Below are 20,710 nucleotides of genomic sequence, written 5' to 3' on the forward strand. Positions count from 1 at the left end.
GCATGAGTGCAGTTCAAAGCGTCGGCCCGCAGGCATTGCCGGCACTGCAGGAACAAGTCGAGCAGATCATCGCCGAAGCCAAGCGTCAGGGCGCCAGTGCCTGTGAAGTCGCGGTGTCGCTGGAGCAGGGACTGTCGACGTCGGTGCGTCAGCGCGAAGTCGAAACGGTCGAATTCAACCGCGATCAGGGTTTTGGCATCACGTTGTATGTGGGCCAGCGCAAGGGCTCGGCCAGCACGTCCGCCACCGGGCCTGACGCGATTCGCGAAACCGTCGCTGCCGCACTGGCAATCGCCAAACACACTTCCGAAGACGAAGCCTCGGGCCTGGCTGATGCGGCGTTGATGGCCAAGGAACAACACGATTTTGACCTGTTCCACGAGTGGGATATCACCCCGGAGCAGGCCATCGAGAAGGCCTTGCTCTGTGAAGCGGCGGCATTCGACGCCGATGCGCGGATCAAGAACGCCGACGGCACCACGCTCAGCACTCATCAGGGCTGCCGCGTGTACGGCAACAGCCACGGATTCATTGGTGGCTACGCATCGACGCGGCACAGCCTGAGTTGCGTGATGATTGCCGAGGCCGATGGCCAGATGCAGCGCGATTACTGGTATGACGTAAACCGTCAGGGCACTTTGCTCGCGGATCCGGTAAGCATCGGCCAGCGTGCTGCGCAACGGGCGGCGAGCCGTCTGGGCGCGCGTCCGGTGCCGACTTGCGAAGTGCCGGTGCTGTTTTCCGCAGAACTGGCGGGTGGTCTGTTTGGCAGTTTCCTCTCGGCGGTGTCCGGCGGCAGCCTGTATCGCAAGTCGTCCTTCCTTGAAGGCACTCTGGGGCAGAAGCTGTTCCCGGAATGGCTGACCATCGATGAGCGTCCGCACCTGATGCGCGCGATGGGCAGTGCTTCCTACGACGGTGATGGTCTGGCGACGTATGCCAAACCGTTCGTCGAAAAGGGCGAGTTGGTGTCGTACATCCTCGGCACGTACTCCGGACGTAAACTCGGTATGCCGAGCACGGCCAACGCAGGCGGCGTACACAACCTGTTCGTCACCCATGGCGATGAAGACCAGGCTGCACTGTTGAAGCGCATGGGCCGTGGCTTGCTGGTCACTGAATTGATGGGCCATGGCTTGAACATGGTCACCGGCGACTATTCGCGCGGGGCGGCGGGTTTCTGGGTCGAGAACGGTGAAATTCAGTTCGCCGTGCAGGAAGTGACCATCGCCGGCAATATGCGCGACATGTTCAAGCAGATCGTCGCGGTCGGTAATGATCTGGAGCTGCGCAGCAACATTCGCACCGGTTCGGTGTTGATCGAGCGGATGACCGTCGCGGGCAGCTAAACCCCGGCCGTCACACACAAAAGGCGCGCCACCTCATCGGGTGGCGCGCCTTTTTTATTGGCTCCATATAAAACCAATGTGGGAGCGAGCCTGCTCGCGAAAGCGATTTCACGGCCGACCGCAGTGGTGACTGACAGGACGCCTTCGCGAGCAGGCTCGCTCCCACCCTGAAATCTGCATCGCTCGGCGCTCTTGTTTTGGTTTTCATTATCATCTAATAATAAATCTCATTATCGGATGAGCCCCGGATCATGAGTTCTGCCTTGCACGAGCAGCCGTACCTCGAAAGCTGGCGCTGGATGAGTCGCCAGATCCGTTGCGCGATGGATCCCGACGAACCGCGCCTGATCGAACACTATCTGGCCGAGGGCCGGTATCTGGCCTGTTGTACGGCGACTTCTCCCTGGACCATCGCTGAAACTTCCTTCCGTCTGCTGCTCGACACGGCCACCGATATCGCCTTGCCGTGGCACTGGCGCAGCTTCTGTCTCGATCAAGCTTGGCGTCCGCTGCGTGAAATGGAGCGCCTGTCCCTGTGCAAATGCCGGCTCCAACGTTGGCAACGCTACACCTGGCAGCTCGCCACCTGCGAACTGCTGCCCTCGATTCCTCTTATTGAACTGGTGCAAGGATTTTCAGATGACCAAGACACGTATTGAGCGCGACAGCATGGGCGAACTGCAGGTGCCGGTGGACGCTCTCTACGGCGCGCAAACCCAGCGCGCGGTGGATAACTTCCCGATTAGCGGCAAACCGATGCCGACGCAATTCATCCGCGCGCTGATCCTCGCCAAAGCCGCCGCCGCCCGCGCCAACGTTGAACTCAACCAGATCAGCGCCGCCCAGGGCAAAGCCATCAGCGACGCCGCGCAAGGTCTGCTCGAAGGCGACTTCATGCAGCATTTCCCGGTGGACATCTTCCAGACCGGTTCCGGCACCAGTTCCAACATGAACGCCAACGAAGTGATCGCCACCCTGGCCAGCCGTCTGCTCGGCGAGCCGGTCAACGCCAACGATCACGTCAACTGCGGGCAAAGCAGCAACGACATCATCCCGACCACCATCCACGTCAGTGCTGCGCTGGCCCTGCACGAACAACTGCTGCCGGCGCTGCTGCACCTGGTGCAAGTGATCGAGCAAAAAGCTGCGCAAGTGCATCACCACGTCAAAACCGGTCGCACGCATTTGATGGACGCGATGCCGGTGCGCATGAGCCAGGTACTGAACGGTTGGGCGCAGCAGCTCAAGGCCAACATCAGTCATCTGCAGGATTTGCTGCCAAGCCTGCAATCCCTAGCGCAGGGCGGCACGGCGGTCGGCACCGGGATCAACGCGCATCCTGAGTTCGCCGCACGTTTCAGCCGCCAGTTGAGTCAATTGACCGACGTGGAATTCACCCCGGGCAAGGATCTGTTCGCGCTGATCGGCTCGCAGGACACCGCCGTCGCCGTCTCCGGCCAGCTCAAGGCCACTGCGGTGTCGCTGATGAAAATCGCCAACGACCTGCGCTGGATGAACTCCGGCCCGCTCGCCGGCCTCGGCGAAATCGAACTGGAAGCCCTGCAACCGGGTTCGTCGATCATGCCGGGCAAGGTCAATCCGGTGATCCCGGAAGCCACCGCCATGGTCGCCGCGCAAGTGATCGGCAACGACTCGGTGATTACCATCGCCGGTCAGTCGGGCAATTTCGAACTGAATGTGATGCTGCCGATCATCGCGCAGAACCTACTGAGCAGCATCGAGCTGCTGGCCAATTCCAGCCGCTTGCTCGGCGACAAAGCCATCGCCAGCTTCAAGGTGAACGAGTCGCGCCTTAAAGAAGCGTTGTCGCGCAACCCGATTCTGGTGACCGCGCTCAACCCGATCATCGGTTACCAGAAAGCCGCCGAAATCGCCAAGCAGGCCTACAAGGAAGGCCGTGCGGTGATCGACGTCGCCCTGGAACACACCGACCTGTCGCGCAGCCAACTGGAAGAGTTGCTCAACCCAGAGAAACTCACCGCCGGCGGCGTGTAAACCCCGCAACCGCTTTGGAGGCTCACCATGGAGCACTGGAAACGCACGATCGAACGGGCCAATCGCTGCTTCATGCTCGGCGAACTGATCGACGCCCGTGAGGCTTACCTGCAAGCCCTGGCCCTGGCGCAAGTGTTGTTCGAACGCTGGGCGGATGCCGACGAGGCGGTGGCGGCTTGCGTCATCTCCCACCACAACCTGGCCGATCTGCACTTGCGCCTGAATCAGCCGGAGGAGAGCGCCGAATACCTCTGCGCCATCCATCAACGCTTGTTGCAGACCATGCAGGACGAACGTCAGCGCCTGGCCTTGCGTGAAGCAGCGCTGCGCCAGAGCAGCAAGACTTACGTCGAGCTGTTGAATTTCATCAGCGAGCACGGTGAATACCCGCGCACCCAACGCCTGCTGCATCCGGATACCGGCAATGCGCGCCGCGCGCCTGCCCCCCATCACCATGGAGTCCATTGAAATGGCTTTTACCTTGCCTGCTTTGCCTTACGCCTACGACGCGCTCGAACCGCACATCGATGCGCAGACTATGGAGATCCACTACACCAAGCATCACCAGACCTACATCAACAACCTCAACGCCGCCGTTGAAGGCACTGAATACGCCGAGTGGCCGGTGGAAAAACTCGTCGCCAGTGTTCAGCAATTGCCGGAAAAACTGCGTGCGGCGGTGATCAATCAGGGCGGCGGTCACGCCAACCACTCATTGTTCTGGGAGGTCATGGTACCCAACGGTGGCGGCAAACCCGACGGTGCGCTGGCCAAGGCCATCGATGAGCAATTGGGCGGCCTCGACAGTTTCAAGGAAGCCTTCACCAAAGCCGCGCTGACCCGCTTCGGTAGCGGCTGGGCCTGGCTGAGCGTGACCCCGGAGAAAAAACTGGTGGTGGAAAGCAGCGGCAACCAGGACAGTCCGTTGATGAATGGCAATACGCCGATTCTCGGACTCGATGTCTGGGAGCACGCCTACTACCTGCGGTATCAGAACCGTCGGCCGGAATACATCAACGCTTTTTACAACGTGATCAATTGGCCTGAAGTCGCTGCGCGTTATCAGGCTGCGCTGGTTTAAGTCTTCTATAAAAACAATCCAAGGCTGACTATGGGCACTGAAACACTGGCGATCGGAAGTGGGCGTATGTTTCGTTACGCAGTAGGATCGCTGTTGCTGTTGGCGGGCATGACTTTGCTGGTCGCCCACGGACTGGAATGGCTGAATCTGGAACCGAGGCTGTTGCGGGCGTTGCAGGGCGGCGCGATCTGCGCCCTCGGCACGGCGCTCGGAGCTGTGCCAGTGCTGGTGATTCGGCGGATGCCGCAGACACTCAGTGATACGTTGCTGGGTTTTGGTGCCGGGGTGATGCTCGCGGCGACGGCGTTTTCGCTGATCGTGCCGGGCATTGCTGCCGCCGAAAACCTCGGACTGACACCGTGGGGCGCCAGCGGCCTGATCTGCTTAGGCATCATGCTGGGTGCGTTCGGGCTGTATCTGGTCGATCGCAAGGTTTCCGGCGCGTCCCCGGAAATGCTCGTCGGCACCGTCGAGCATCCGGTGATTCCGCCACGGATCTGGCTGTTCGTGTTCGCCATCATTGCCCATAACATCCCTGAGGGCATGGCCGTTGGCGTTTCTGCTGGCGGCGGCATGCCGGATGCGGACAGCCTGGCCATGGGTATCGCTTTGCAGGATGTCCCGGAAGGTCTGGTGATTGCGCTGGTGTTGGCCGGGGCGGGGATGTCGCGGGTCAGGGCGTTTCTGATCGGCGCGGCGTCAGGTCTGGTCGAACCGGTGTTTGCGCTGTTGTGTGCCTGGCTGGTCAGTCTGGCGCAGGTGTTGTTGCCGTTAGGTCTGGGATTGGCTGCGGGGGCGATGTTGCTGGTGGTGACGCACGAAGTGATTCCCGAGTCGCGACGCAATGGTCATGACAAACTGGCCAGTCTTGGTCTGTTGATCGGGTTTTGTCTGATGATGGTGATGGATACGGCGTTGGGTTGAAGATCAAAAGATCGCAGCCTGCGGCAGCTCCTACGAGGGGATTGGTGCGACATGGGCTGCGACTTTTTGATTTTGGCTGTCAGCCGCCTTCGTCGAAGTAGTTGTTGATCAACGCCACCAGCGCATCCAGCGCTTCCTGTTCCTGATGCCCTTCGGTACTCAGATAGATCTTGGTGCCCTTGCCAGCCGCCAGCATCATCATCGCCATGATGCTTTTGCCATCAACCGTGGTCTCTGGTGTACGACCCACTCTGATCGTGCAATCCGGATACTGCCCGGCCACTCCAACAAACTTGGCCGATGCGCGGGCATGCAGGCCCAGCTTGTTGATGATTTCGATTTCCAGAGCAGGCATCGCGGTGTGAATCCTTTAAGTGAGGTCGCGGTGGCGAACCTGGACGTTCTTCAGGGTTTTCTGCAGGGCCTGACCCAGACGTTCGGTCAGGTAGACGGAGCGGTGATGCCCGCCGGTGCAGCCAATGGCAATGGTGACGTAAGCGCGGTTGCTCGCGGCGAAGCGCGGCAGCCACTTGTGCAGGTAGGTGAAGATGTCCTGAAACATTTCTTCGACCTCCGGCTGTGCCGCCAGGTATTCAGCCACCGGCGCATCGAGACCCGATTGCGCGCGCAGTTCCGGCTTCCAGTATGGATTGGGCAGGCAGCGCACATCGAATACCAGATCCGCGTCTACCGGCATGCCGCGCTTGAAGCCAAAGGACTCGACCAGAAATGCGGTCCCCGGCTCCGGTTGGTTCAGCAGACGCAGCTTGATGGAGTCGCGCAACTGGTACAGGTTCAGATTGGTGGTGTTGATCTTCAGGTCGGCGAGGTCGGCAATCGGGCCGAGCAGGGCGGTTTCATCCTGGATCGCCTCGGCCAGTGAGCGGTTGGCGTTGCTCAGCGGGTGACGACGGCGGGTTTCGGAGAAACGCTTGAGCAGGGTTTCTTCGTCGGCGTCCAGATACAGGACGTCGCATTGGATGTGTTTGGCCCGGACATCTTCAAGCAGTTCGGGAAAGCGTGTCAGGTGGCTCGGCAGGTTGCGCGCATCGATGGACACGGCTACCAGCGGCTGCGCCAGTTCCGTGTGAATCAGCGCGCGTTCGGCCAGTTCCGGCAGCAAACCTGCGGGCAGGTTGTCGATGCAGTAATAGCCGTTGTCCTCAAGGACATCCAGAGCCGTACTTTTACCCGAGCCGGAACGGCCGCTGACGATGATCAAGCGCATGATTAGTGCCCGTTCTGCTCGTCCAGGACAACCTGATACAAGGCTTCATTGCTTGGAGCGCTGCGCAGTTTTTCACGCACTTCCTTGCGATCGAGCATGCTCGCGATCTGGCGCAGCAGCTCCAGGTGCGCATCGGTGGCAGCCTCCGGGACCAGCAAAACAAACAGCAGGTCAACCGGTGCGCCGTCAATGGCGTCGAAATCAATCGGAGCATCAAGGTGCATCAGCGCACTGATCGGTGCAGTGCAACCCTTGAGGCGGCAATGGGGAATGGCGATGCCGTTACCAAAACCGGTGGAACCGAGTTTTTCACGGGCAATCAACGCCTCGAAGACATCTTGCATCTCCAGATCCGCCACTTCGCGGGCGATCAGGTTGGCAATTTGTTCGAGGGCTTTCTTTTTACTGCCGCCCGGCACGTTCACGAGGGAACGGCCGGGGGTCAGGATACTTTCAAGTCGGATCATGGGGTGGGGGGTTATCGACCGGTAGCGCCCTGGAGCAGGCTCTGGGTCTTTTCCTTATGCTTTTTGAGTTGTTTATCCAGCTTGTCGGTCAAGGCGTCGATCGCCGCGTACATATCGGTATGTTCCGCGTTGGCGACCACTTCGCTGCCGGGTATATGCAAGGTGGCTTCGATTTTCTGCTTCAGCTTTTCGACGCACATCGTGACTTGCACGTTGGTGATCTTGTCGAAATGGCGCTCCAGTCGTTGGAGTTTTTCCTCGATGTAGGAACGCAGAGGTTGGGTCACTTCCAGTTGGTGTCCACTGATGTTGACTTGCATACAGCTTCTCCTTCGTTGCCAGTGCATAAAGCGGCAGGCCGGATAGCCTGCCACTGGAACGCTGTAACGTGGCTTACATCAACCGCTTGCGTTCGCTCGAAGGCGCGATCCCGAGGGATTCGCGGTACTTGGCGACGGTGCGGCGAGCCACCTGAATGCCTTGTGCCTCCAGTAAACCAGCGATCTTGCTGTCACTCAACGGCTTTTTCTGATTTTCCGCGGCAACCAGTTTTTTGATGATCGCGCGGATCGCCGTGGACGAGCATTCGCCGCCTTCGGAGGTGCTGACGTGGCTTGAGAAAAAGTATTTCAGTTCATAAATACCGCGCGGGGTATGCATGAATTTCTGTGTGGTCACCCGGGAAATGGTCGATTCGTGCATGCCGACCGCTTCAGCGATGTCGTGCAGAACCAACGGCTTCATGGCTTCGTCGCCGTACTCCAGAAAACCGCGTTGATGCTCGACGATCTGGGTAGCTACTTTCATCAGGGTTTCGTTGCGGCTCTGCAGGCTCTTGATGAACCAGCGGGCTTCCTGCAACTGATTGCGCATGAAGGTGTTGTCGGCGCTGGTGTCGGCGCGACGGACGAAACCGGCGTACTGGGCGTTGACGCGCAGGCGCGGTACCGATTCCTGATTCAGCTCGACCAGCCAGCGCTCGTTGTCCTTGCGCACGATGACGTCAGGGACAACGTATTCGGCTTCAGTGGATTCGATTTGCGAGCCAGGGCGCGGATTGAGGCTTTGCACCAGTTCGATGACCTGGCGCAGCTCGTCTTCCTTGAGCTTCATGCGGCGCATCAACTGGCTGTAGTCGCGACTGCCGAGCAGGTCGATGTAATCGCTGACCAGACGTTTCGCTTCCGCCAGCCACGGCGTCTTGGCGGGTAGCTGACGCAATTGCAGCAGCAGGCATTCGCCAAGGTTGCGCGCGCCGATACCGGCCGGTTCGAATTGCTGGATGCGGTGCAGGACGGCTTCGATTTCATCGAGTTCGATGTCGAGTTCCGGATCGAACGCCTCGAGGATTTCCTCGAGGGTTTCGTCCAGGTAGCCCTGATTGTTGATGCAATCGATCAGGGTCACGGCGATCAGGCGATCGGTGTCGGACATCGGTGCCAGGTTCAGTTGCCACAGCAGGTGGCTTTGCAGGCTCTCGCCGGCGGACGTGCGGGTGGTGAAGTCCCATTCGTCGTCATCGCTGCTGGGCAGGCTGCTGGCGCTGGTCTGGTAGACGTCTTCCCAGGCGGTGTCGACCGGAAGTTCGTTGGGGATACGCTCGCTCCAGTCACCTTCCTCCAGGTTGTCCACCGTGGGCGCGGTTTCCTGATACGAGGGTTCCTGGATCTCGGTGTTGGGCTTCTGTTCGGCGTTGTCGGCCATGGGATCGGAATTGTCGAAGTCGTCGCCTTCTTCCTGGCGTTCGAGCATCGGATTGGATTCCAGAGCCTCCTGGATTTCCTGTTGCAGATCCAGGGTCGACAATTGGAGCAGGCGGATGGCCTGTTGCAGCTGCGGTGTCATCGTCAGCTGCTGGCCCATTCTCAAGACTAGCGATGGTTTCATGGCAGGGGCTTAACACCTTATTCGCCGGCGCTATGCGCCATCCACTACAGGGCGCCGGGGCGCCAAACTTAAGCAAATTATATGCCTGAAACTGAAGTGTTTGCCTAGAGCGCTGTAACAATTAAAGCGTATTAATTCCTGCTTGAATCGATACAGCGCCCGGGCGGCGCACCGGGCACTGTTACGCTTACAAGCGGAACTCGTGGCCCAGATACACTTCCTTGACCAGATCGTTGGCCAGGATGGTTTCTGCATCGCCTTCGGCGATCAGTTGACCATCGTTGACGATGTAAGCGGTTTCGCAGATGTCCAGCGTCTCACGGACGTTGTGGTCGGTGATCAATACACCGATGCCCTTGGCCTTGAGGTGGTGGATGATCTGCTTGATATCGCCGACCGAGATCGGATCGACACCGGCGAACGGTTCGTCGAGCAGGATGAATTTCGGTGCCGTTGCCAATGCACGAGCGATTTCCACCCGGCGACGTTCACCACCGGACAGGCTCATGCCAAGGTTGTCGCGGATGTGGCTGATGTGGAATTCCTGCAGCAGGCTTTCCAGCTCCTTGCGACGGCCGGCCTTGTCGAGCTCCTGACGGGTCTCGAGGATGGCCATGATGTTGTCGGCCACCGACAGTTTGCGGAAGATCGACGCCTCTTGCGGCAGATAGCCAATACCGGCCTTGGCGCGACCGTGCATCGGCTGGTGGCTGACGTCCAGATCGTCGATCAGCACGCGACCCTGATCGGCCTGTACCAGGCCGACGATCATGTAGAAACACGTGGTCTTGCCGGCGCCGTTCGGGCCGAGCAGGCCGACGATCTGGCCGCTGTCGATCGACAGGCTGACGTCACGCACGACCTGGCGGCTTTTATAGGCCTTGGCCAGGTGCTGAGCTTTCAGAGTTGCCATTACTGGGTTTTCTCGTCGGTTTTCTTCTTCGGCTGGATCACCATGTCGATGCGCGGACGCGCCTCGGTGACCTTGCTGCCGGTAGCACGACCAGCGCTGGCCAGTTTCTTCACGGTGTCGTAGACGATTTTCTCGCCCTGAGTGACGTTGCCGTCTTTGTCGACGACCTTGGCCTTATCGATCAGCACGACGCGGTTTTGCTGGGCGTGGTATTGAATCGTCACGCCGTAGCCTTGAACCGGTTTGGTGTCGCCCTGGGTTTGCAGCTGCTCGAAATAAGCCAGGTTGCCCACGGAGGTCACTACGTCGATATCTCCATTCGGGGCGCGAGTCATGGTGACGGTGTTGCCTTTAACGATCATCGAACCTTGGGTGATGATCACATCACCTTTATAGGTGGCGATGCCGTTCTTGTCGTCCAGTTGGGCGTCGTCGGCCTGAATGCGGATAGGTTGCTGCTGATCGTTCGGCAGAGCCCAGGCGCTCACGCTTCCCAGTGCTGCGCCCAGACTGAGCAAAATAGGGAGGGTTTTAACGAGCCTCATACTGTCCTCTTACGTTCGATAGCAGGTGTATCCTGCTTTCCTTCAGGTACGCTTTCATTCCAACGCCAGTCGATACACCGCCAGCGCCGTCGATTCTAACGGGTTGCTCGGTCTGCGCATATTCCTGCTGCGGGAACACGGTCATGCGAGTGGAAGTGATCAGGATGTCACGCTTCTTTTCATCGGTGCGCGCAACGCGTACCGAATCGATCAGTTCGACTTCGGTGCCGCCTGAGTTCACTTCACCGCGCTCACTGGTCACGTGCCACGGGAATTCTGTTCCGCGATACATGTTCAGGTCGGGTTTGGTCACGAGCGTGACGTCGGTTGCCTTAACGTGCTCGGCTTTTTCGGACGTCATTTCATACTGCACCTTGCCATCCGGCAGGTATTGCAGGGTATGCGTGTTGGTTGCATACCAGTCGATAGGCGTTTCAACCGAGGTGACCGGTGGTTTGTCGAGAAAGCGTTCCGGGCTGATATTCCAATAGCCGACCGCTGCGAAAATCGCAGCGATGCAGCCAAACAGCAGGAAGTTACGAAATTTTTTGCTGAACATGGTTTGGCTCACAGGTACGCGGCGTTGGCCGCATCGAGGCGGCCCTGGGCGCGCAGGATCAATTCGCAGAATTCGCGGGCGGCGCCTTCGCCACCACGGGCCCGGGTTACGCCATGGGCGTGTTCGCGGACGAAATCGGCGGCGTTGGCTACGGCCATGCCCAGACCAACACGGCGAATCACCGGAAGGTCGGGCAGATCGTCACCGAGGTAGGCGACTTCTTCATAGCTTAGGCCCAGTTGCGCAAGCAGGCCGTCGAGCACGACCAGTTTGTCTTCACGGCCCTGAAACAGGTGGGGAATCCCCAGGTTTTTCGCTCGACGTTCAACGACGGGTGTCTTGCGGCCGCTGATGATAGCGGTCTGCACGCCGGCGTTCATCAGCATTTTGATGCCTTGACCGTCGAGGGTGTTGAAGGTCTTGAACTCGCTGCCGTCTTCAAGGAAGTACAGGCGACCGTCGGTGAGGACGCCGTCGACGTCGAAAACCGCCAGTTTGATCGCTTTGCCGCGTTGCAGCAGATCGTTGCTCATTACATGACTCCTGCGCGCAGCAGATCGGAGAGGTTGAAGGCGCCGACCGGGCGATCTTCCTCGTCTACGACTACCAATGCGTTGATTCGGTGATCTTCCATGATTTTCAGGGCTTCGGCGGCCAGCATTTCCGGGCGGGCAGTCTTGCCGTGGGCCGTCATTACCTGGTCGATGGTGGCGCTGCGGATGTCGATGCTGCGATCCAGCGTGCGGCGCAAGTCGCCGTCGGTGAAGATCCCGGCGAGTTTGCCGTCGGTTTCAAGGATGACGGTCATGCCCAGACCTTTACGAGTCATTTCCATCAATGCGTCTTTGAGCAGCGTGCCGCGTTGGACTTGCGGCAACTCTTGTCCGGCGTGCATGACGTTTTCCACTTTCAGCAGCAGGCGACGGCCGAGGGCGCCACCCGGGTGCGAGAAAGCGAAATCTTCGGCGGTGAAGCCGCGTGCTTCCAGCAGTGCCACGGCCAGTGCATCGCCCATGACCAGTGCTGCGGTCGTCGACGAGGTCGGTGCCAGGTTCAGCGGGCAGGCTTCATGCTCGACATGAACATTGAGATTGACCTCGGCAGCCTTGGCCAGCGGCGATTGCGGGTTGCCGGTGACGCTGATCAACTGGATGCCCAGACGTTTGATCAACGGCAGCAGGGTTACGATTTCATTGGTCGAGCCGGAGTTCGACAGGGCCAGAATCACATCGTCACGAGTGATCATGCCCATGTCGCCATGACTGGCTTCGGCCGGGTGGACAAAAAAGGCTGGGGTGCCGGTGCTGGCCAGGGTGGCGGCAATCTTGTTGCCGATGTGCCCGGACTTGCCCATGCCGACCACGACTACACGGCCTTTACTGGCCAGAATCATCTCGCAAGCGCGTACGAAATCGGCGTCGATATGGGGCAACAAGCCTTGTACGGCTTCCACTTCGAGTTGGATGGTGCGTTGTGCCGATTGAATCAGGTCGCTGGATTGGCTCATGTCAGAAATCGTATAGCCCGATGAAAAGGCGGCGATTATAGCGGTTATGTTGCAAAGCCTCACGCAAGTTCGTCGTGCTTTGTCATTACTCGTTACCAAAACCCGGGAAAAGAGCCTGCGCACCTGTCATATCGCCGAACGCAGGCTGGTACAAGCCTTGGGCGCGTAGCCTTTGCAGTGATATAGTTCGCCGCCAGTTCGGCCTGCCCGGGATGTACGTACTTTTTAAGTAAAGACAGGCGTCCGAGTGAGAGGCTGCATCGCAAGGAGTTTAGATGAGTGCCGATAACGCCTACGCGGTCGAGCTGAAGGGAGTCTCCTTCAAGCGCGGTGCGCGCAGCATTTTCAATAACGTCGATATTCGCATACCGCGCGGCAAGGTCACCGGCATCATGGGACCTTCCGGGTGTGGCAAGACCACGCTGCTGCGATTGATGGGGGCACAACTGCGCCCTGCCAGCGGCGAAGTCTGGGTCAACGGCCAGAATCTGCCTGCGCTTTCGCGCAGTGATCTGTTCGATGCGCGAAAGCACATGGGTGTGCTGTTTCAAAGCGGCGCGCTGTTCACCGATCTCGATGTTTTCGAGAACGTGGCTTTCCCCCTGCGTGTTCATACCGATTTGCCGGAAGAAATGATCCGCGACATCGTCCTGCTCAAATTGCAGGCGGTCGGTCTGCGCGGTGCCATCGAGTTGATGCCGGATGAACTGTCCGGTGGCATGAAGCGCCGCGTCGCACTGGCGCGAGCGATTGCGCTCGATCCGCAGATCCTCATGTACGACGAACCGTTCGTCGGGCAGGACCCGATCGCCATGGGCGTGCTGGTCCGTCTGATTCGCCTGCTCAACGACGCGCTGGGGATCACCAGTATCGTGGTGTCCCACGATCTGGCCGAAACCGCGAGCATTGCCGACTACATCTATGTCGTCGGTGATGGTCAGGTGCTGGGGCAGGGTACGCCGGACGAGTTGATGAACTCGGACGAGCCGCGTATCCGTCAGTTCATGACCGGCGATCCCGATGGCCCGGTGCCGTACCATTTTCCAGCGACGGATTACCGCGCAGATCTTCTGGGGAAGCGCTGATGCGCAGAATTTCATTAATAGAACGCGTACGCCGGTTCGGCGAGTCTGCGATCGACGCCGTCGCGGTGTTCGGTCGTGCGACGCTGTTCCTGTTTCATGCCTTGCTGGGGCGTGGTGGTATCAGCGGCGGTTTTGGTCTGTTGGTCAAACAGTTGCACTCGGTCGGCGTGATGTCGCTGGTGATCATCGTCGTTTCGGGTATTTTCATCGGCATGGTGCTGGCGCTGCAGGGCTTCAGCATTCTGTCGAGCTACGGTTCGGAGCAGGCCGTGGGGCAGATGGTTGCGCTGACCTTGCTGCGTGAGCTGGGGCCGGTGGTGACTGCGCTGTTGTTTGCCGGTCGTGCCGGTTCGGCACTGACCGCCGAGATCGGCAACATGAAGTCCACCGAACAGCTGTCCAGCCTGGAAATGATCGGTGTCGATCCGCTCAAGTACATCATTGCCCCGCGCCTGTGGGCCGGCTTCATTTCCCTGCCGGTGCTGGCGATGATTTTCAGCGTGGTAGGCATCTGGGGCGGCTCGTGGGTGGCCGTCGACTGGCTGGGTGTGTATGAAGGCTCTTATTGGGCGAACATGCAGAACAGCGTGAATTTCACCAGTGATGTGCTCAATGGCGTGATCAAAAGTATTGTTTTCGCCTTTGTAGTGACCTGGATTGCCGTATTCCAAGGCTATGACTGTGAGCCCACTTCCGAGGGTATCAGTCGTGCTACCACCAAGACCGTGGTGTTTGCCTCGCTGGCAGTGCTCGGCCTGGACTTTATTCTGACCGCTTTGATGTTTGGAGATTTCTGATGCAAAACCGCACCCTGGAAATCGGTGTCGGCCTGTTCCTGCTGGCAGGGATCCTGGCTTTGTTGCTGCTTGCTTTGCGGGTCAGTGGTCTGTCTCCGACGTCGACCACCGACACCTATAAACTTTATGCCTACTTTGACAATATTGCCGGTTTGACGGTCAGAGCCAAAGTGACCATGGCCGGTGTAACTATCGGCAAGGTCACGGCGATCGATCTGGATCGCGACAGCTTCACCGGTCGGGTCACTCTGCAAGTGGATAAAAAGGTCGACAATCTTCCGACCGACTCCACAGCGTCTATCCTGACCGCTGGTCTGCTGGGCGAGAAGTACATCGGTATCAGCGTCGGCGGGGAAGACAAACCGTTAAAGGATGGTGGAACCATCCATGACACGCAGTCGTCACTGGTACTGGAAGACCTTATCGGTAAATTCCTGCTCAATACCGTTAGCAAAGACGCCAAATGAGGAGCTTTTGAATGATCTCTATCTTGCGACGCAGCCTGTTGGTGCTGTTGGCGGCCTTGCCGTTGATGGGTAACGCCGTGGCTGCTGCGACTTCGGCACATGATCTGGTGCAGGACACCACCACCCGGTTGCTGGCCGACCTGGCTGCCAACAAAGAGAAATACAAGCAGGACCCGACGGATTTCTACACGGCGCTCAACGACATCGTCGGGCCAGTGGTGGATGCCGAAGGCATTTCCAAGAGCATCATGACGGTCAAGTACTCGCGCAAGGCCACGCCTGCGCAGATGCAGACCTTCCAGGAAAACTTCAAGAAAGGCCTGTTCCAGTTCTACGGCAACGCTTTGCTTGAGTACAACAACCAGGGCATCACCGTTGACCCTGCCAAGGACGAATCGGGCGATCGCACCAGCGTAAACATGACCGTCAAGGGCAGCAGCGGCGCAATCTATCCTGTGCAGTACACGCTGGAGAAGATCAACGGCGAGTGGAAACTGCGCAACGTGATCATCAACGGCATCAACATCGGCAAACTGTTCCGCGATCAGTTCGCCGACGCGATGCAGCGCAATGGCAACGATCTGGACAAGACCATCAATGGTTGGGCCGGGGAAGTGGCCAAGGCCAAAGAAGCCACCGAAAAGAACCCCGCGCAATGAATGAGGCCGCAGTTCGTATGAGTGATGTCGACGAGCTTCTGCTTAGCGGAGTGCTTGACTATCGCACCGGCGCTGACCTGCGCAAGCAAGGCCAGGCGCTGATCAAGTCCAGCAAGGCCTCTTCGCTGGTGATCGATTGCTCGGCGGTGAAGAAGTCCAGCAGCGTCGGTTTATCGTTGCTGCTGTGCTTCATGCGCGATGCGAATGCGGCCGGCAAGGCTGTCAGCATCCGTGCGATGCCCGAAGATATGCGCGAAATTGCTCAGGTCAGTGAACTGACCGAACTGTTGGCGCACCCCTGAACCCACATCTATAAAGAAGCCCCCCGTCAGAGTCCTGCCATGCGGGGTTCGCAGGCGCGGGGCTTTTTTGTATGATGTCCGACCCGTGCGCACAGGGCGCCGATTGAGGTTGAGCATGCAGGCCGTAGAAGTGAAGAGCTTCCTTGAAGGAAAGCTGCCCGGAACGTTGGTAGAAGTTGAGGGCGAAGGCTGCAATTTCCAGCTGAACGTGATTAGCGATGAACTGGCGGCGTTGAGCCCGGTGAAGCGTCAGCAGCAGGTCTATGCCCATTTGAACCCATGGATCACCGATGGCAGCATCCATGCGGTCACTATGAAATTTTTCAGCAGCGCGGCCTGGGCCGAGCGCACCTGAGCCTAAGGGCGTCGAGATTCTTATGGATAAATTGATTATTACCGGTGGCGCTCGTCTCGATGGCGAGATCCGCATTTCCGGCGCAAAAAACTCCGCCCTGCCGATCCTGGCCGCCACCCTGCTGTGCGATGGCCCGGTGACCGTTGGCAACCTGCCGCACCTGCACGACATCACCACCATGATCGAGCTGTTCGGTCGCATGGGCATCGAGCCGGTGATCGACGAAAAACTCAGCGTCGAAATCGACCCGCGCACCATCAAGACCCTGATCGCCCCGTACGAACTGGTGAAAACCATGCGTGCGTCGATCCTGGTACTGGGCCCGATGGTTGCTCGTTTCGGTGAAGCCGAAGTCGCACTGCCTGGCGGTTGCGCCATCGGTTCGCGTCCGGTCGACCTGCACATCCGTGGCCTCGAAGCCATGGGCGCGGTGATCGACGTCGAAGGCGGCTACATCAAGGCCAAGGCGCCTGAAGGTGGCCTGCGCGGTGCACACTTCTTCTTCGATACCGTCAGTGTGACCGGTACCGAGAACATCATGATGGCCGCTGCTCTGGCCAAGGGCCGCAGCGTGTTGCAGAACGCCGCCCGTGAACCAGAAGTGGTTGACCTGGCGAACTTCCTCAACGCCATGGGCGCCAAGGTGTCCGGCGCTGGTACTGACACCATCACCATTGATGGCGTCGAGCGTCTGGGTTCGGCTTTCTATAAGGTCATGCCTGACCGTATCGAAACCGGCACTTACCTGGTCGCCGCTGCCGTGACCGGCGGTCGCGTCAAGGTCAAGGACACCGATCCGACCATCCTCGAAGCCGTTCTGGAAAAACTCCGTGAAGCCGGCGCAGAAATCACCTGCGGTGAAGACTGGATCGAGCTGAACATGCACGGCAAGCGTCCGAAAGCCGTCAACGTGCGCACCGCGCCGTACCCGGCGTTCCCGACTGACATGCAAGCGCAGTTCATCTCGCTCAATGCCATTGCCGAAGGCACCGGTGCCGTGATCGAGACGATCTTCGAAAACCGTTTCATGCACGTGTACGAACTGCACCGCATGGGTGCCAAGATCCAGGTCGAAGGCAATACCGCCATCGTCACCGGTACTGAAGTTCTGAAAGGCGCGCCAGTGATGGCGACCGACCTGCGTGCTTCGGCCAGCCTAGTAATCTCGGCACTGGTTGCCGAAGGCGATACTTTGATCGACCGCATCTACCACATAGACCGTGGTTACGAGTGCATCGAAGAAAAACTGCAGATGCTGGGCGCCAAGATCCGTCGCGTTCCGGGCTGATTGCTGCATTGGGACACAGGGACGTGTCCACTGATTTTAAGAGTCGAGCCGGTTTCCGGCTCGATGTATGTCCGGCGCCGATTGCGACCGGACATGAGTACCTTGATAAGGACTGACGTTTCCCATGTTGACCATCGCACTGTCCAAGGGCCGCATCCTTGACGACACCCTGCCGCTTCTTGCCGAAGCGGGCATCGTGCCGACCGAGAATCCGGACAAGAGCCGCAAGCTGATCATTCCCACGACCCAGGACGACGTTCGTCTGCTGATCGTGCGCGCCACCGATGTGCCGACCTATGTCGAGCATGGCGCGGCCGACCTTGGCGTTGCCGGTAAAGACGTGTTGATGGAATACACCGGCCAGGGTCTGTACGAGCCACTGGATCTGCAGATCGCCCAGTGCAAGCTGATGACCGCCGGCAAGATCGGCGCGCCGGAGCCAAAAGGCCGTCTGCGCGTGGCGACCAAATTCGTCAATGTGGCCAAGCGTTACTACGCCGAGCAGGGCCGTCAGGTCGACATCATCAAGCTCTACGGCTCAATGGAGCTGGCGCCACTGATCGGTCTGGCCGACAAGATCATCGACGTGGTCGACACCGGCAACACCCTGCGCGCCAACGGCCTGGAACCTCAGGAACTGATCGCCACGATCAGCTCGCGCCTGGTGGTCAACAAGGCTTCGATGAAAATGCAACACGCCCGAATCCAGGCGTTGATCGATACCCTGCGCAACGCAGTGGAATCGCGACACCGCGGCTGATTCACCTGCGCGACGTTAAGTCGCGCCCGTCTATCCGCCTCATAGCCAGAATCTCAGGTGCCCAAGCGGAAACGACTGCTAAGTTAGGGCGCCTGAGTTTTTGCCATTCCTATGAGGCTCTCGCTATGACCGCACCGACTGCAATTCGCCGACTCAACGCTGCTGACCCGGATTTTGCGCATCATCTGGATCATCTGCTGAGCTGGGAAAGTGTGTCTGACGACTCGGTCAATCAGCGCGTGCTAGACATCATCAAGGCTGTGCGCGAACGCGGCGACGCGGCGCTGGTCGAGTTCACCCAAAAGTTTGATGGCCTTGAAGTCGCTTCGATGGCTGACCTGATCCTGCCGCGTGAGCGTCTGGAACTGGCTTTGACCCGCATCACCGTGCCCCAGCGCGAAGCCCTGGAAAAAGCCGCGGCCCGTGTGCGCAGCTACCACGAAAAACAGAAGCAGGATTCCTGGAGCTACACCGAAGCTGACGGCACTGTACTGGGCCAGAAGGTCACGCCGCTGGATCGCGCAGGCCTGTACGTGCCGGGTGGCAAGGCGTCGTACCCGTCGTCGGTGCTGATGAACGCGATTCCGGCCAAGGTCGCCGGCGTGACCGAAGTGGTCATGGTCGTGCCGACCCCGCGTGGTGAAATCAATGAACTGGTGCTGGCGGCCGCATGCATCGCTGGCGTCGACCGGGTGTTCACCATCGGTGGTGCGCAAGCCGTCGCTGCGTTGGCCTACGGCACCGAAAGTGTTCCGCAAGTCGACAAAGTCGTTGGCCCGGGCAACATCTATGTCGCCACTGCCAAGCGTCACGTGTTCGGTCAGGTCGGCATCGACATGATTGCCGGCCCTTCGGAGATCCTCGTGGTGTGCGACGGCCAGACCGATCCGGACTGGATCGCCATGGACTTGTTCTCGCAAGCCGAGCACGACGAAGACGCCCAGGCGATTCTGGTCAGCCCGGATGCCGAATTCCTCGACAAGGTCGCTGCGAGCATCGACAAGCTGCTGCCGACCATGGATCGCTCCACCATCATCCAAACCTCGATCAATGGTCGTGGTGCGTTGATTCACGTGAAGGACATGGCCCAAGCCATCGAAGTCGCCAATCGCATTGCACCGGAGCACCTGGAATTGTCGGTCGCCGATCCGCAAGCCTGGCTGCCGCAGATCCGCCACGCCGGCGCGATCTTCATGGGCCGTCACACCTCCGAAGCGCTGGGCGACTACTGCGCAGGCCCGAACCACGTACTGCCGACCTCGGGCACCGCGCGGTTTTCTTCGCCGCTGGGCGTATACGACTTCCAGAAGCGTTCGTCGATCATCTTCTGCTCGGAGGCCGGAGCTTCCGAACTGGGTAAAACTGCATCGGTGCTGGCCCGTGGCGAGTCGCTGAGCGCCCACGCGCGCAGTGCTGAATACCGCATCAAAGACGAAGACTTTCTAAAAGGGCAGGGGAACTGAGCGATGAGTAAATTCTGGAGCCCGTTCGTCAAGGATCTGGTGCCCTACGTGCCGGGCGAACAACCGAAGCTGACCAAACTGGTCAAGCTCAACACCAATGAAAACCCGTACGGCCCGTCGCCAAAAGCCTTGGCAGCGATGCAGACCGAACTGAATGACAACCTGCGTCTGTACCCGGACCCGAACAGCGACCTGCTGAAAACCGCCGTCGCCCAGTATTACGGTGTGCAGAGCAATCAGGTTTTCCTCGGCAACGGTTCGGACGAAGTGCTCGCGCACATCTTCCACGGTCTGCTGCAACACGATCAGCCACTGCTGTTCCCGGACATCAGCTACAGCTTCTATCCGGTTTACTGCGGTTTGTACGGCATCGAGTTTGATGCGGTGCCGCTGGACGCGCAGTTCCAGATCGATCCGGCCGACTACGCCAAGCCGAATGGCGGGATCATCTTCCCTAACCCGAACGCGCCAACCGGCTGCCTGCTGGCGCTGGACGCGGTTGAGCAGATCCTCAAGGCCAGCCCGGATTCAGTAGTGGTTGTGGATGAGGCGTACATCGACTTCGGCGGCGAGACGGCGATCAGTCTGGTGGACCGTTATCCGAACCTGCTGGTTACACAGACCCTGTCCAAGTCGCGTTCGCTGGCTGGTTTGCGCGTTGGTCTGGCGGTCGGCCATCCCGATCTCATCGAGGCGCTGGAGCGGATCAAGAACAGCTTCAACTCCTATCCGTTGGATCGTCTGGCGATTGTCGGTGCGGCAGCGGCGTTCGAAGATCGTGAGTATTTCGACAAGACTTGCCGTCTGGTCATCGAGAGCCGTGAGTGGGTGATTGCACAGTTGCAGGCCAAGGGGTTTGAAGTGCTGCCGTCGGCGGCGAACTTCATTTTCGCTCGGCACCCGCAGCATGATGCGGCGGGGCTGGCGGCCAAGCTGCGTGAGCAGGGCGTGATCGTGCGGCACTTCAAGCAGGAGCGGATTGCGCAGTTCCTGCGGATTTCGATTGGCACGCCGGAGCAGAATCAGGCGTTGATCGATGGCCTCGGCGACCTATAAAA

26 protein-coding genes are annotated in these 20,710 nt (G+C 59.2%); 16 read left to right on the forward strand and 10 right to left on the reverse strand.

Annotated features, from left to right (window positions below):
* Window positions 1-2 precede the first annotated feature (2 nt).
* The 6 genes from pmbA (at window position 3) to ACOYXH_RS00870 (ending at window position 5,370) form a co-directional block, all read left to right on the forward strand.
* Complete coding sequence (gene pmbA / locus ACOYXH_RS00845; protein ID WP_093435945.1) at window positions 3-1,349, forward strand: metalloprotease PmbA; 1,347 nt, start codon at window positions 3-5, stop codon at window positions 1,347-1,349.
* A gap of 251 nt (window positions 1,350-1,600) precedes the next feature.
* Window positions 1,601-2,008 carry a FagA protein gene (locus ACOYXH_RS00850; RefSeq protein ID WP_095049750.1) on the forward strand — a complete coding sequence of 136 codons (408 nt, stop codon included), beginning with the start codon at window positions 1,601-1,603 and terminating at the stop codon, window positions 2,006-2,008.
* Window positions 1,989-3,365, forward strand: a complete 1,377-nt coding sequence (locus ACOYXH_RS00855; RefSeq protein ID WP_095049751.1) for a class II fumarate hydratase — start codon at window positions 1,989-1,991, stop codon at window positions 3,363-3,365. The genes ACOYXH_RS00850 and ACOYXH_RS00855 overlap by 20 nt, the downstream gene beginning before the upstream one ends.
* A gap of 27 nt (window positions 3,366-3,392) precedes the next feature.
* On the forward strand, window positions 3,393-3,833 hold the full coding sequence (locus ACOYXH_RS00860; protein WP_016984162.1) for a hypothetical protein: 441 nt from the start codon (window positions 3,393-3,395) through the stop codon (window positions 3,831-3,833).
* Window position 3,834: 1 nt separating this feature from the next.
* Window positions 3,835-4,446 (forward strand): superoxide dismutase, encoded by a 612-nt coding sequence (locus ACOYXH_RS00865; protein WP_095049752.1) that lies wholly within the window; start codon window positions 3,835-3,837, stop codon window positions 4,444-4,446.
* A gap of 30 nt (window positions 4,447-4,476) precedes the next feature.
* Window positions 4,477-5,370, forward strand: coding sequence for a ZIP family metal transporter (locus ACOYXH_RS00870; protein WP_460410190.1), 894 nt, complete (start codon window positions 4,477-4,479; stop codon window positions 5,368-5,370).
* Between the two features lie 79 nt (window positions 5,371-5,449).
* On the opposite strand, the gene ACOYXH_RS00875 is transcribed toward ACOYXH_RS00870, so the two are convergent.
* The 10 genes from ACOYXH_RS00875 to ACOYXH_RS00920 all read right to left on the reverse strand — a co-directional run bounded on the left by ACOYXH_RS00875 (window position 5,450) and on the right by ACOYXH_RS00920 (window position 12,476).
* Window positions 5,450-5,725, reverse strand: a complete 276-nt coding sequence (locus tag ACOYXH_RS00875) for an HPr family phosphocarrier protein (RefSeq protein WP_008085079.1) — start codon at window positions 5,723-5,725, stop codon at window positions 5,450-5,452.
* 15 nt (window positions 5,726-5,740) lie between these two features.
* Window positions 5,741-6,598 carry an RNase adapter RapZ gene (gene rapZ / locus ACOYXH_RS00880; protein WP_038357533.1) on the reverse strand — a complete coding sequence of 286 codons (858 nt, stop codon included), beginning with the start codon at window positions 6,596-6,598 and terminating at the stop codon, window positions 5,741-5,743.
* Window positions 6,599-6,600: 2 nt separating this feature from the next.
* Complete coding sequence (gene ptsN, locus ACOYXH_RS00885; RefSeq protein WP_095049754.1) at window positions 6,601-7,065, reverse strand: PTS IIA-like nitrogen regulatory protein PtsN; 465 nt, start codon at window positions 7,063-7,065, stop codon at window positions 6,601-6,603.
* An 11-nt stretch (window positions 7,066-7,076) separates the two neighbouring features.
* Entirely contained in the window at window positions 7,077-7,385 is a 309-nt protein-coding gene (gene hpf, locus ACOYXH_RS00890) for a ribosome hibernation-promoting factor, HPF/YfiA family (RefSeq protein WP_008085073.1), read from the reverse strand.
* 73 nt (window positions 7,386-7,458) lie between these two features.
* On the reverse strand, window positions 7,459-8,952 hold the full coding sequence (locus ACOYXH_RS00895; protein WP_038357535.1) for an RNA polymerase factor sigma-54: 1,494 nt from the start codon (window positions 8,950-8,952) through the stop codon (window positions 7,459-7,461).
* A gap of 187 nt (window positions 8,953-9,139) precedes the next feature.
* Window positions 9,140-9,865, reverse strand: a complete 726-nt coding sequence (gene lptB, locus ACOYXH_RS00900; RefSeq protein ID WP_008085069.1) for an LPS export ABC transporter ATP-binding protein — start codon at window positions 9,863-9,865, stop codon at window positions 9,140-9,142.
* A complete protein-coding gene (lptA, locus tag ACOYXH_RS00905; RefSeq protein ID WP_038357536.1) occupies window positions 9,865-10,410 on the reverse strand; it encodes a lipopolysaccharide transport periplasmic protein LptA in 546 nt (181 codons plus the stop codon). Before lptA ends, lptB begins: the two co-directional genes overlap by 1 nt.
* The gene (gene lptC, locus ACOYXH_RS00910) at window positions 10,397-10,969 is read right to left on the reverse strand and encodes an LPS export ABC transporter periplasmic protein LptC (RefSeq protein WP_038357537.1); all 573 of its coding nucleotides are present in this window, start codon (window positions 10,967-10,969) and stop codon (window positions 10,397-10,399) included. The genes lptA and lptC overlap by 14 nt, the downstream gene beginning before the upstream one ends.
* 8 nt (window positions 10,970-10,977) lie before the next feature.
* On the reverse strand, window positions 10,978-11,502 hold the full coding sequence (locus tag ACOYXH_RS00915) for a KdsC family phosphatase (protein ID WP_095049755.1): 525 nt from the start codon (window positions 11,500-11,502) through the stop codon (window positions 10,978-10,980).
* Window positions 11,502-12,476: a KpsF/GutQ family sugar-phosphate isomerase gene (locus ACOYXH_RS00920; protein ID WP_007912405.1), complete on the reverse strand. Its 975-nt coding sequence runs from the start codon at window positions 12,474-12,476 to the stop codon at window positions 11,502-11,504. Before ACOYXH_RS00920 ends, ACOYXH_RS00915 begins: the two co-directional genes overlap by 1 nt.
* Before the next feature lie 275 nt (window positions 12,477-12,751).
* On the opposite strand from ACOYXH_RS00920, the gene ACOYXH_RS00925 reads away from it, so the two are divergent.
* From ACOYXH_RS00925 to hisC, 10 genes are all read left to right on the forward strand, one after another.
* Complete coding sequence (locus ACOYXH_RS00925) at window positions 12,752-13,561, forward strand: ATP-binding cassette domain-containing protein (protein ID WP_007912403.1); 810 nt, start codon at window positions 12,752-12,754, stop codon at window positions 13,559-13,561.
* Window positions 13,561-14,358 (forward strand): lipid asymmetry maintenance ABC transporter permease subunit MlaE, encoded by a 798-nt coding sequence (mlaE, locus tag ACOYXH_RS00930; protein ID WP_064119368.1) that lies wholly within the window; start codon window positions 13,561-13,563, stop codon window positions 14,356-14,358. Before ACOYXH_RS00925 ends, mlaE begins: the two co-directional genes overlap by 1 nt.
* On the forward strand, window positions 14,358-14,825 hold the full coding sequence (mlaD, locus tag ACOYXH_RS00935) for an outer membrane lipid asymmetry maintenance protein MlaD (RefSeq protein WP_007912400.1): 468 nt from the start codon (window positions 14,358-14,360) through the stop codon (window positions 14,823-14,825). Before mlaE ends, mlaD begins: the two co-directional genes overlap by 1 nt.
* Before the next feature lie 11 nt (window positions 14,826-14,836).
* Window positions 14,837-15,484 carry an MlaC/ttg2D family ABC transporter substrate-binding protein gene (locus ACOYXH_RS00940; protein WP_258709254.1) on the forward strand — a complete coding sequence of 216 codons (648 nt, stop codon included), beginning with the start codon at window positions 14,837-14,839 and terminating at the stop codon, window positions 15,482-15,484.
* On the forward strand, window positions 15,481-15,786 hold the full coding sequence (locus ACOYXH_RS00945; RefSeq protein ID WP_034154488.1) for an STAS domain-containing protein: 306 nt from the start codon (window positions 15,481-15,483) through the stop codon (window positions 15,784-15,786). Before ACOYXH_RS00940 ends, ACOYXH_RS00945 begins: the two co-directional genes overlap by 4 nt.
* Before the next feature lie 115 nt (window positions 15,787-15,901).
* Window positions 15,902-16,141 (forward strand): BolA family protein, encoded by a 240-nt coding sequence (locus ACOYXH_RS00950; RefSeq protein WP_008085051.1) that lies wholly within the window; start codon window positions 15,902-15,904, stop codon window positions 16,139-16,141.
* 22 nt (window positions 16,142-16,163) lie between these two features.
* Window positions 16,164-17,429, forward strand: coding sequence for a UDP-N-acetylglucosamine 1-carboxyvinyltransferase (gene murA / locus ACOYXH_RS00955; protein WP_007912385.1), 1,266 nt, complete (start codon window positions 16,164-16,166; stop codon window positions 17,427-17,429).
* A gap of 124 nt (window positions 17,430-17,553) precedes the next feature.
* On the forward strand, window positions 17,554-18,189 hold the full coding sequence (gene hisG / locus ACOYXH_RS00960) for an ATP phosphoribosyltransferase (RefSeq protein ID WP_007912384.1): 636 nt from the start codon (window positions 17,554-17,556) through the stop codon (window positions 18,187-18,189).
* 125 nt (window positions 18,190-18,314) lie between these two features.
* Entirely contained in the window at window positions 18,315-19,652 is a 1,338-nt protein-coding gene (hisD, locus tag ACOYXH_RS00965; RefSeq protein ID WP_095049756.1) for a histidinol dehydrogenase, read from the forward strand.
* Between the two features lie 3 nt (window positions 19,653-19,655).
* Window positions 19,656-20,708 (forward strand): histidinol-phosphate transaminase, encoded by a 1,053-nt coding sequence (gene hisC / locus ACOYXH_RS00970; protein ID WP_095125398.1) that lies wholly within the window; start codon window positions 19,656-19,658, stop codon window positions 20,706-20,708.
* The last annotated feature ends 2 nt before the right edge of the window (window positions 20,709-20,710 follow it).

The organism is Pseudomonas sp. Mb7 (genome assembly GCF_054790525.1).

Coding starts and splice junctions, on each gene's coding strand:
- murA (WP_007912385.1), top strand. CDS start 16,164: ATGGATAAATTGATTATTACCGGTGGCGCTCGTCTCGATGGCGAGATC.
- ACOYXH_RS00875 (WP_008085079.1), bottom strand. CDS start 5,725: ATGCCTGCTCTGGAAATCGAAATCATCAACAAGCTGGGCCTGCATGCC.
- ACOYXH_RS00865 (WP_095049752.1), top strand. CDS start 3,835: ATGGCTTTTACCTTGCCTGCTTTGCCTTACGCCTACGACGCGCTCGAA.
- ACOYXH_RS00915 (WP_095049755.1), bottom strand. CDS start 11,502: ATGAGCAACGATCTGCTGCAACGCGGCAAAGCGATCAAACTGGCGGTT.
- lptA (WP_038357536.1), bottom strand. CDS start 10,410: ATGAGGCTCGTTAAAACCCTCCCTATTTTGCTCAGTCTGGGCGCAGCA.
- hpf (WP_008085073.1), bottom strand. CDS start 7,385: ATGCAAGTCAACATCAGTGGACACCAACTGGAAGTGACCCAACCTCTG.
- ACOYXH_RS00940 (WP_258709254.1), top strand. CDS start 14,837: ATGATCTCTATCTTGCGACGCAGCCTGTTGGTGCTGTTGGCGGCCTTG.
- hisC (WP_095125398.1), top strand. CDS start 19,656: ATGAGTAAATTCTGGAGCCCGTTCGTCAAGGATCTGGTGCCCTACGTG.
- hisD (WP_095049756.1), top strand. CDS start 18,315: ATGACCGCACCGACTGCAATTCGCCGACTCAACGCTGCTGACCCGGAT.
- lptC (WP_038357537.1), bottom strand. CDS start 10,969: ATGTTCAGCAAAAAATTTCGTAACTTCCTGCTGTTTGGCTGCATCGCT.
- ACOYXH_RS00870 (WP_460410190.1), top strand. CDS start 4,477: ATGGGCACTGAAACACTGGCGATCGGAAGTGGGCGTATGTTTCGTTAC.
- ptsN (WP_095049754.1), bottom strand. CDS start 7,065: ATGATCCGACTTGAAAGTATCCTGACCCCCGGCCGTTCCCTCGTGAAC.
- ACOYXH_RS00860 (WP_016984162.1), top strand. CDS start 3,393: ATGGAGCACTGGAAACGCACGATCGAACGGGCCAATCGCTGCTTCATG.
- mlaE (WP_064119368.1), top strand. CDS start 13,561: ATGCGCAGAATTTCATTAATAGAACGCGTACGCCGGTTCGGCGAGTCT.
- ACOYXH_RS00925 (WP_007912403.1), top strand. CDS start 12,752: ATGAGTGCCGATAACGCCTACGCGGTCGAGCTGAAGGGAGTCTCCTTC.
- pmbA (WP_093435945.1), top strand. CDS start 3: ATGAGTGCAGTTCAAAGCGTCGGCCCGCAGGCATTGCCGGCACTGCAG.
- ACOYXH_RS00950 (WP_008085051.1), top strand. CDS start 15,902: ATGCAGGCCGTAGAAGTGAAGAGCTTCCTTGAAGGAAAGCTGCCCGGA.
- ACOYXH_RS00920 (WP_007912405.1), bottom strand. CDS start 12,476: ATGAGCCAATCCAGCGACCTGATTCAATCGGCACAACGCACCATCCAA.
- ACOYXH_RS00945 (WP_034154488.1), top strand. CDS start 15,481: ATGAATGAGGCCGCAGTTCGTATGAGTGATGTCGACGAGCTTCTGCTT.
- lptB (WP_008085069.1), bottom strand. CDS start 9,865: ATGGCAACTCTGAAAGCTCAGCACCTGGCCAAGGCCTATAAAAGCCGC.
- ACOYXH_RS00855 (WP_095049751.1), top strand. CDS start 1,989: ATGACCAAGACACGTATTGAGCGCGACAGCATGGGCGAACTGCAGGTG.
- rapZ (WP_038357533.1), bottom strand. CDS start 6,598: ATGCGCTTGATCATCGTCAGCGGCCGTTCCGGCTCGGGTAAAAGTACG.
- mlaD (WP_007912400.1), top strand. CDS start 14,358: ATGCAAAACCGCACCCTGGAAATCGGTGTCGGCCTGTTCCTGCTGGCA.
- ACOYXH_RS00895 (WP_038357535.1), bottom strand. CDS start 8,952: ATGAAACCATCGCTAGTCTTGAGAATGGGCCAGCAGCTGACGATGACA.
- hisG (WP_007912384.1), top strand. CDS start 17,554: ATGTTGACCATCGCACTGTCCAAGGGCCGCATCCTTGACGACACCCTG.
- ACOYXH_RS00850 (WP_095049750.1), top strand. CDS start 1,601: ATGAGTTCTGCCTTGCACGAGCAGCCGTACCTCGAAAGCTGGCGCTGG.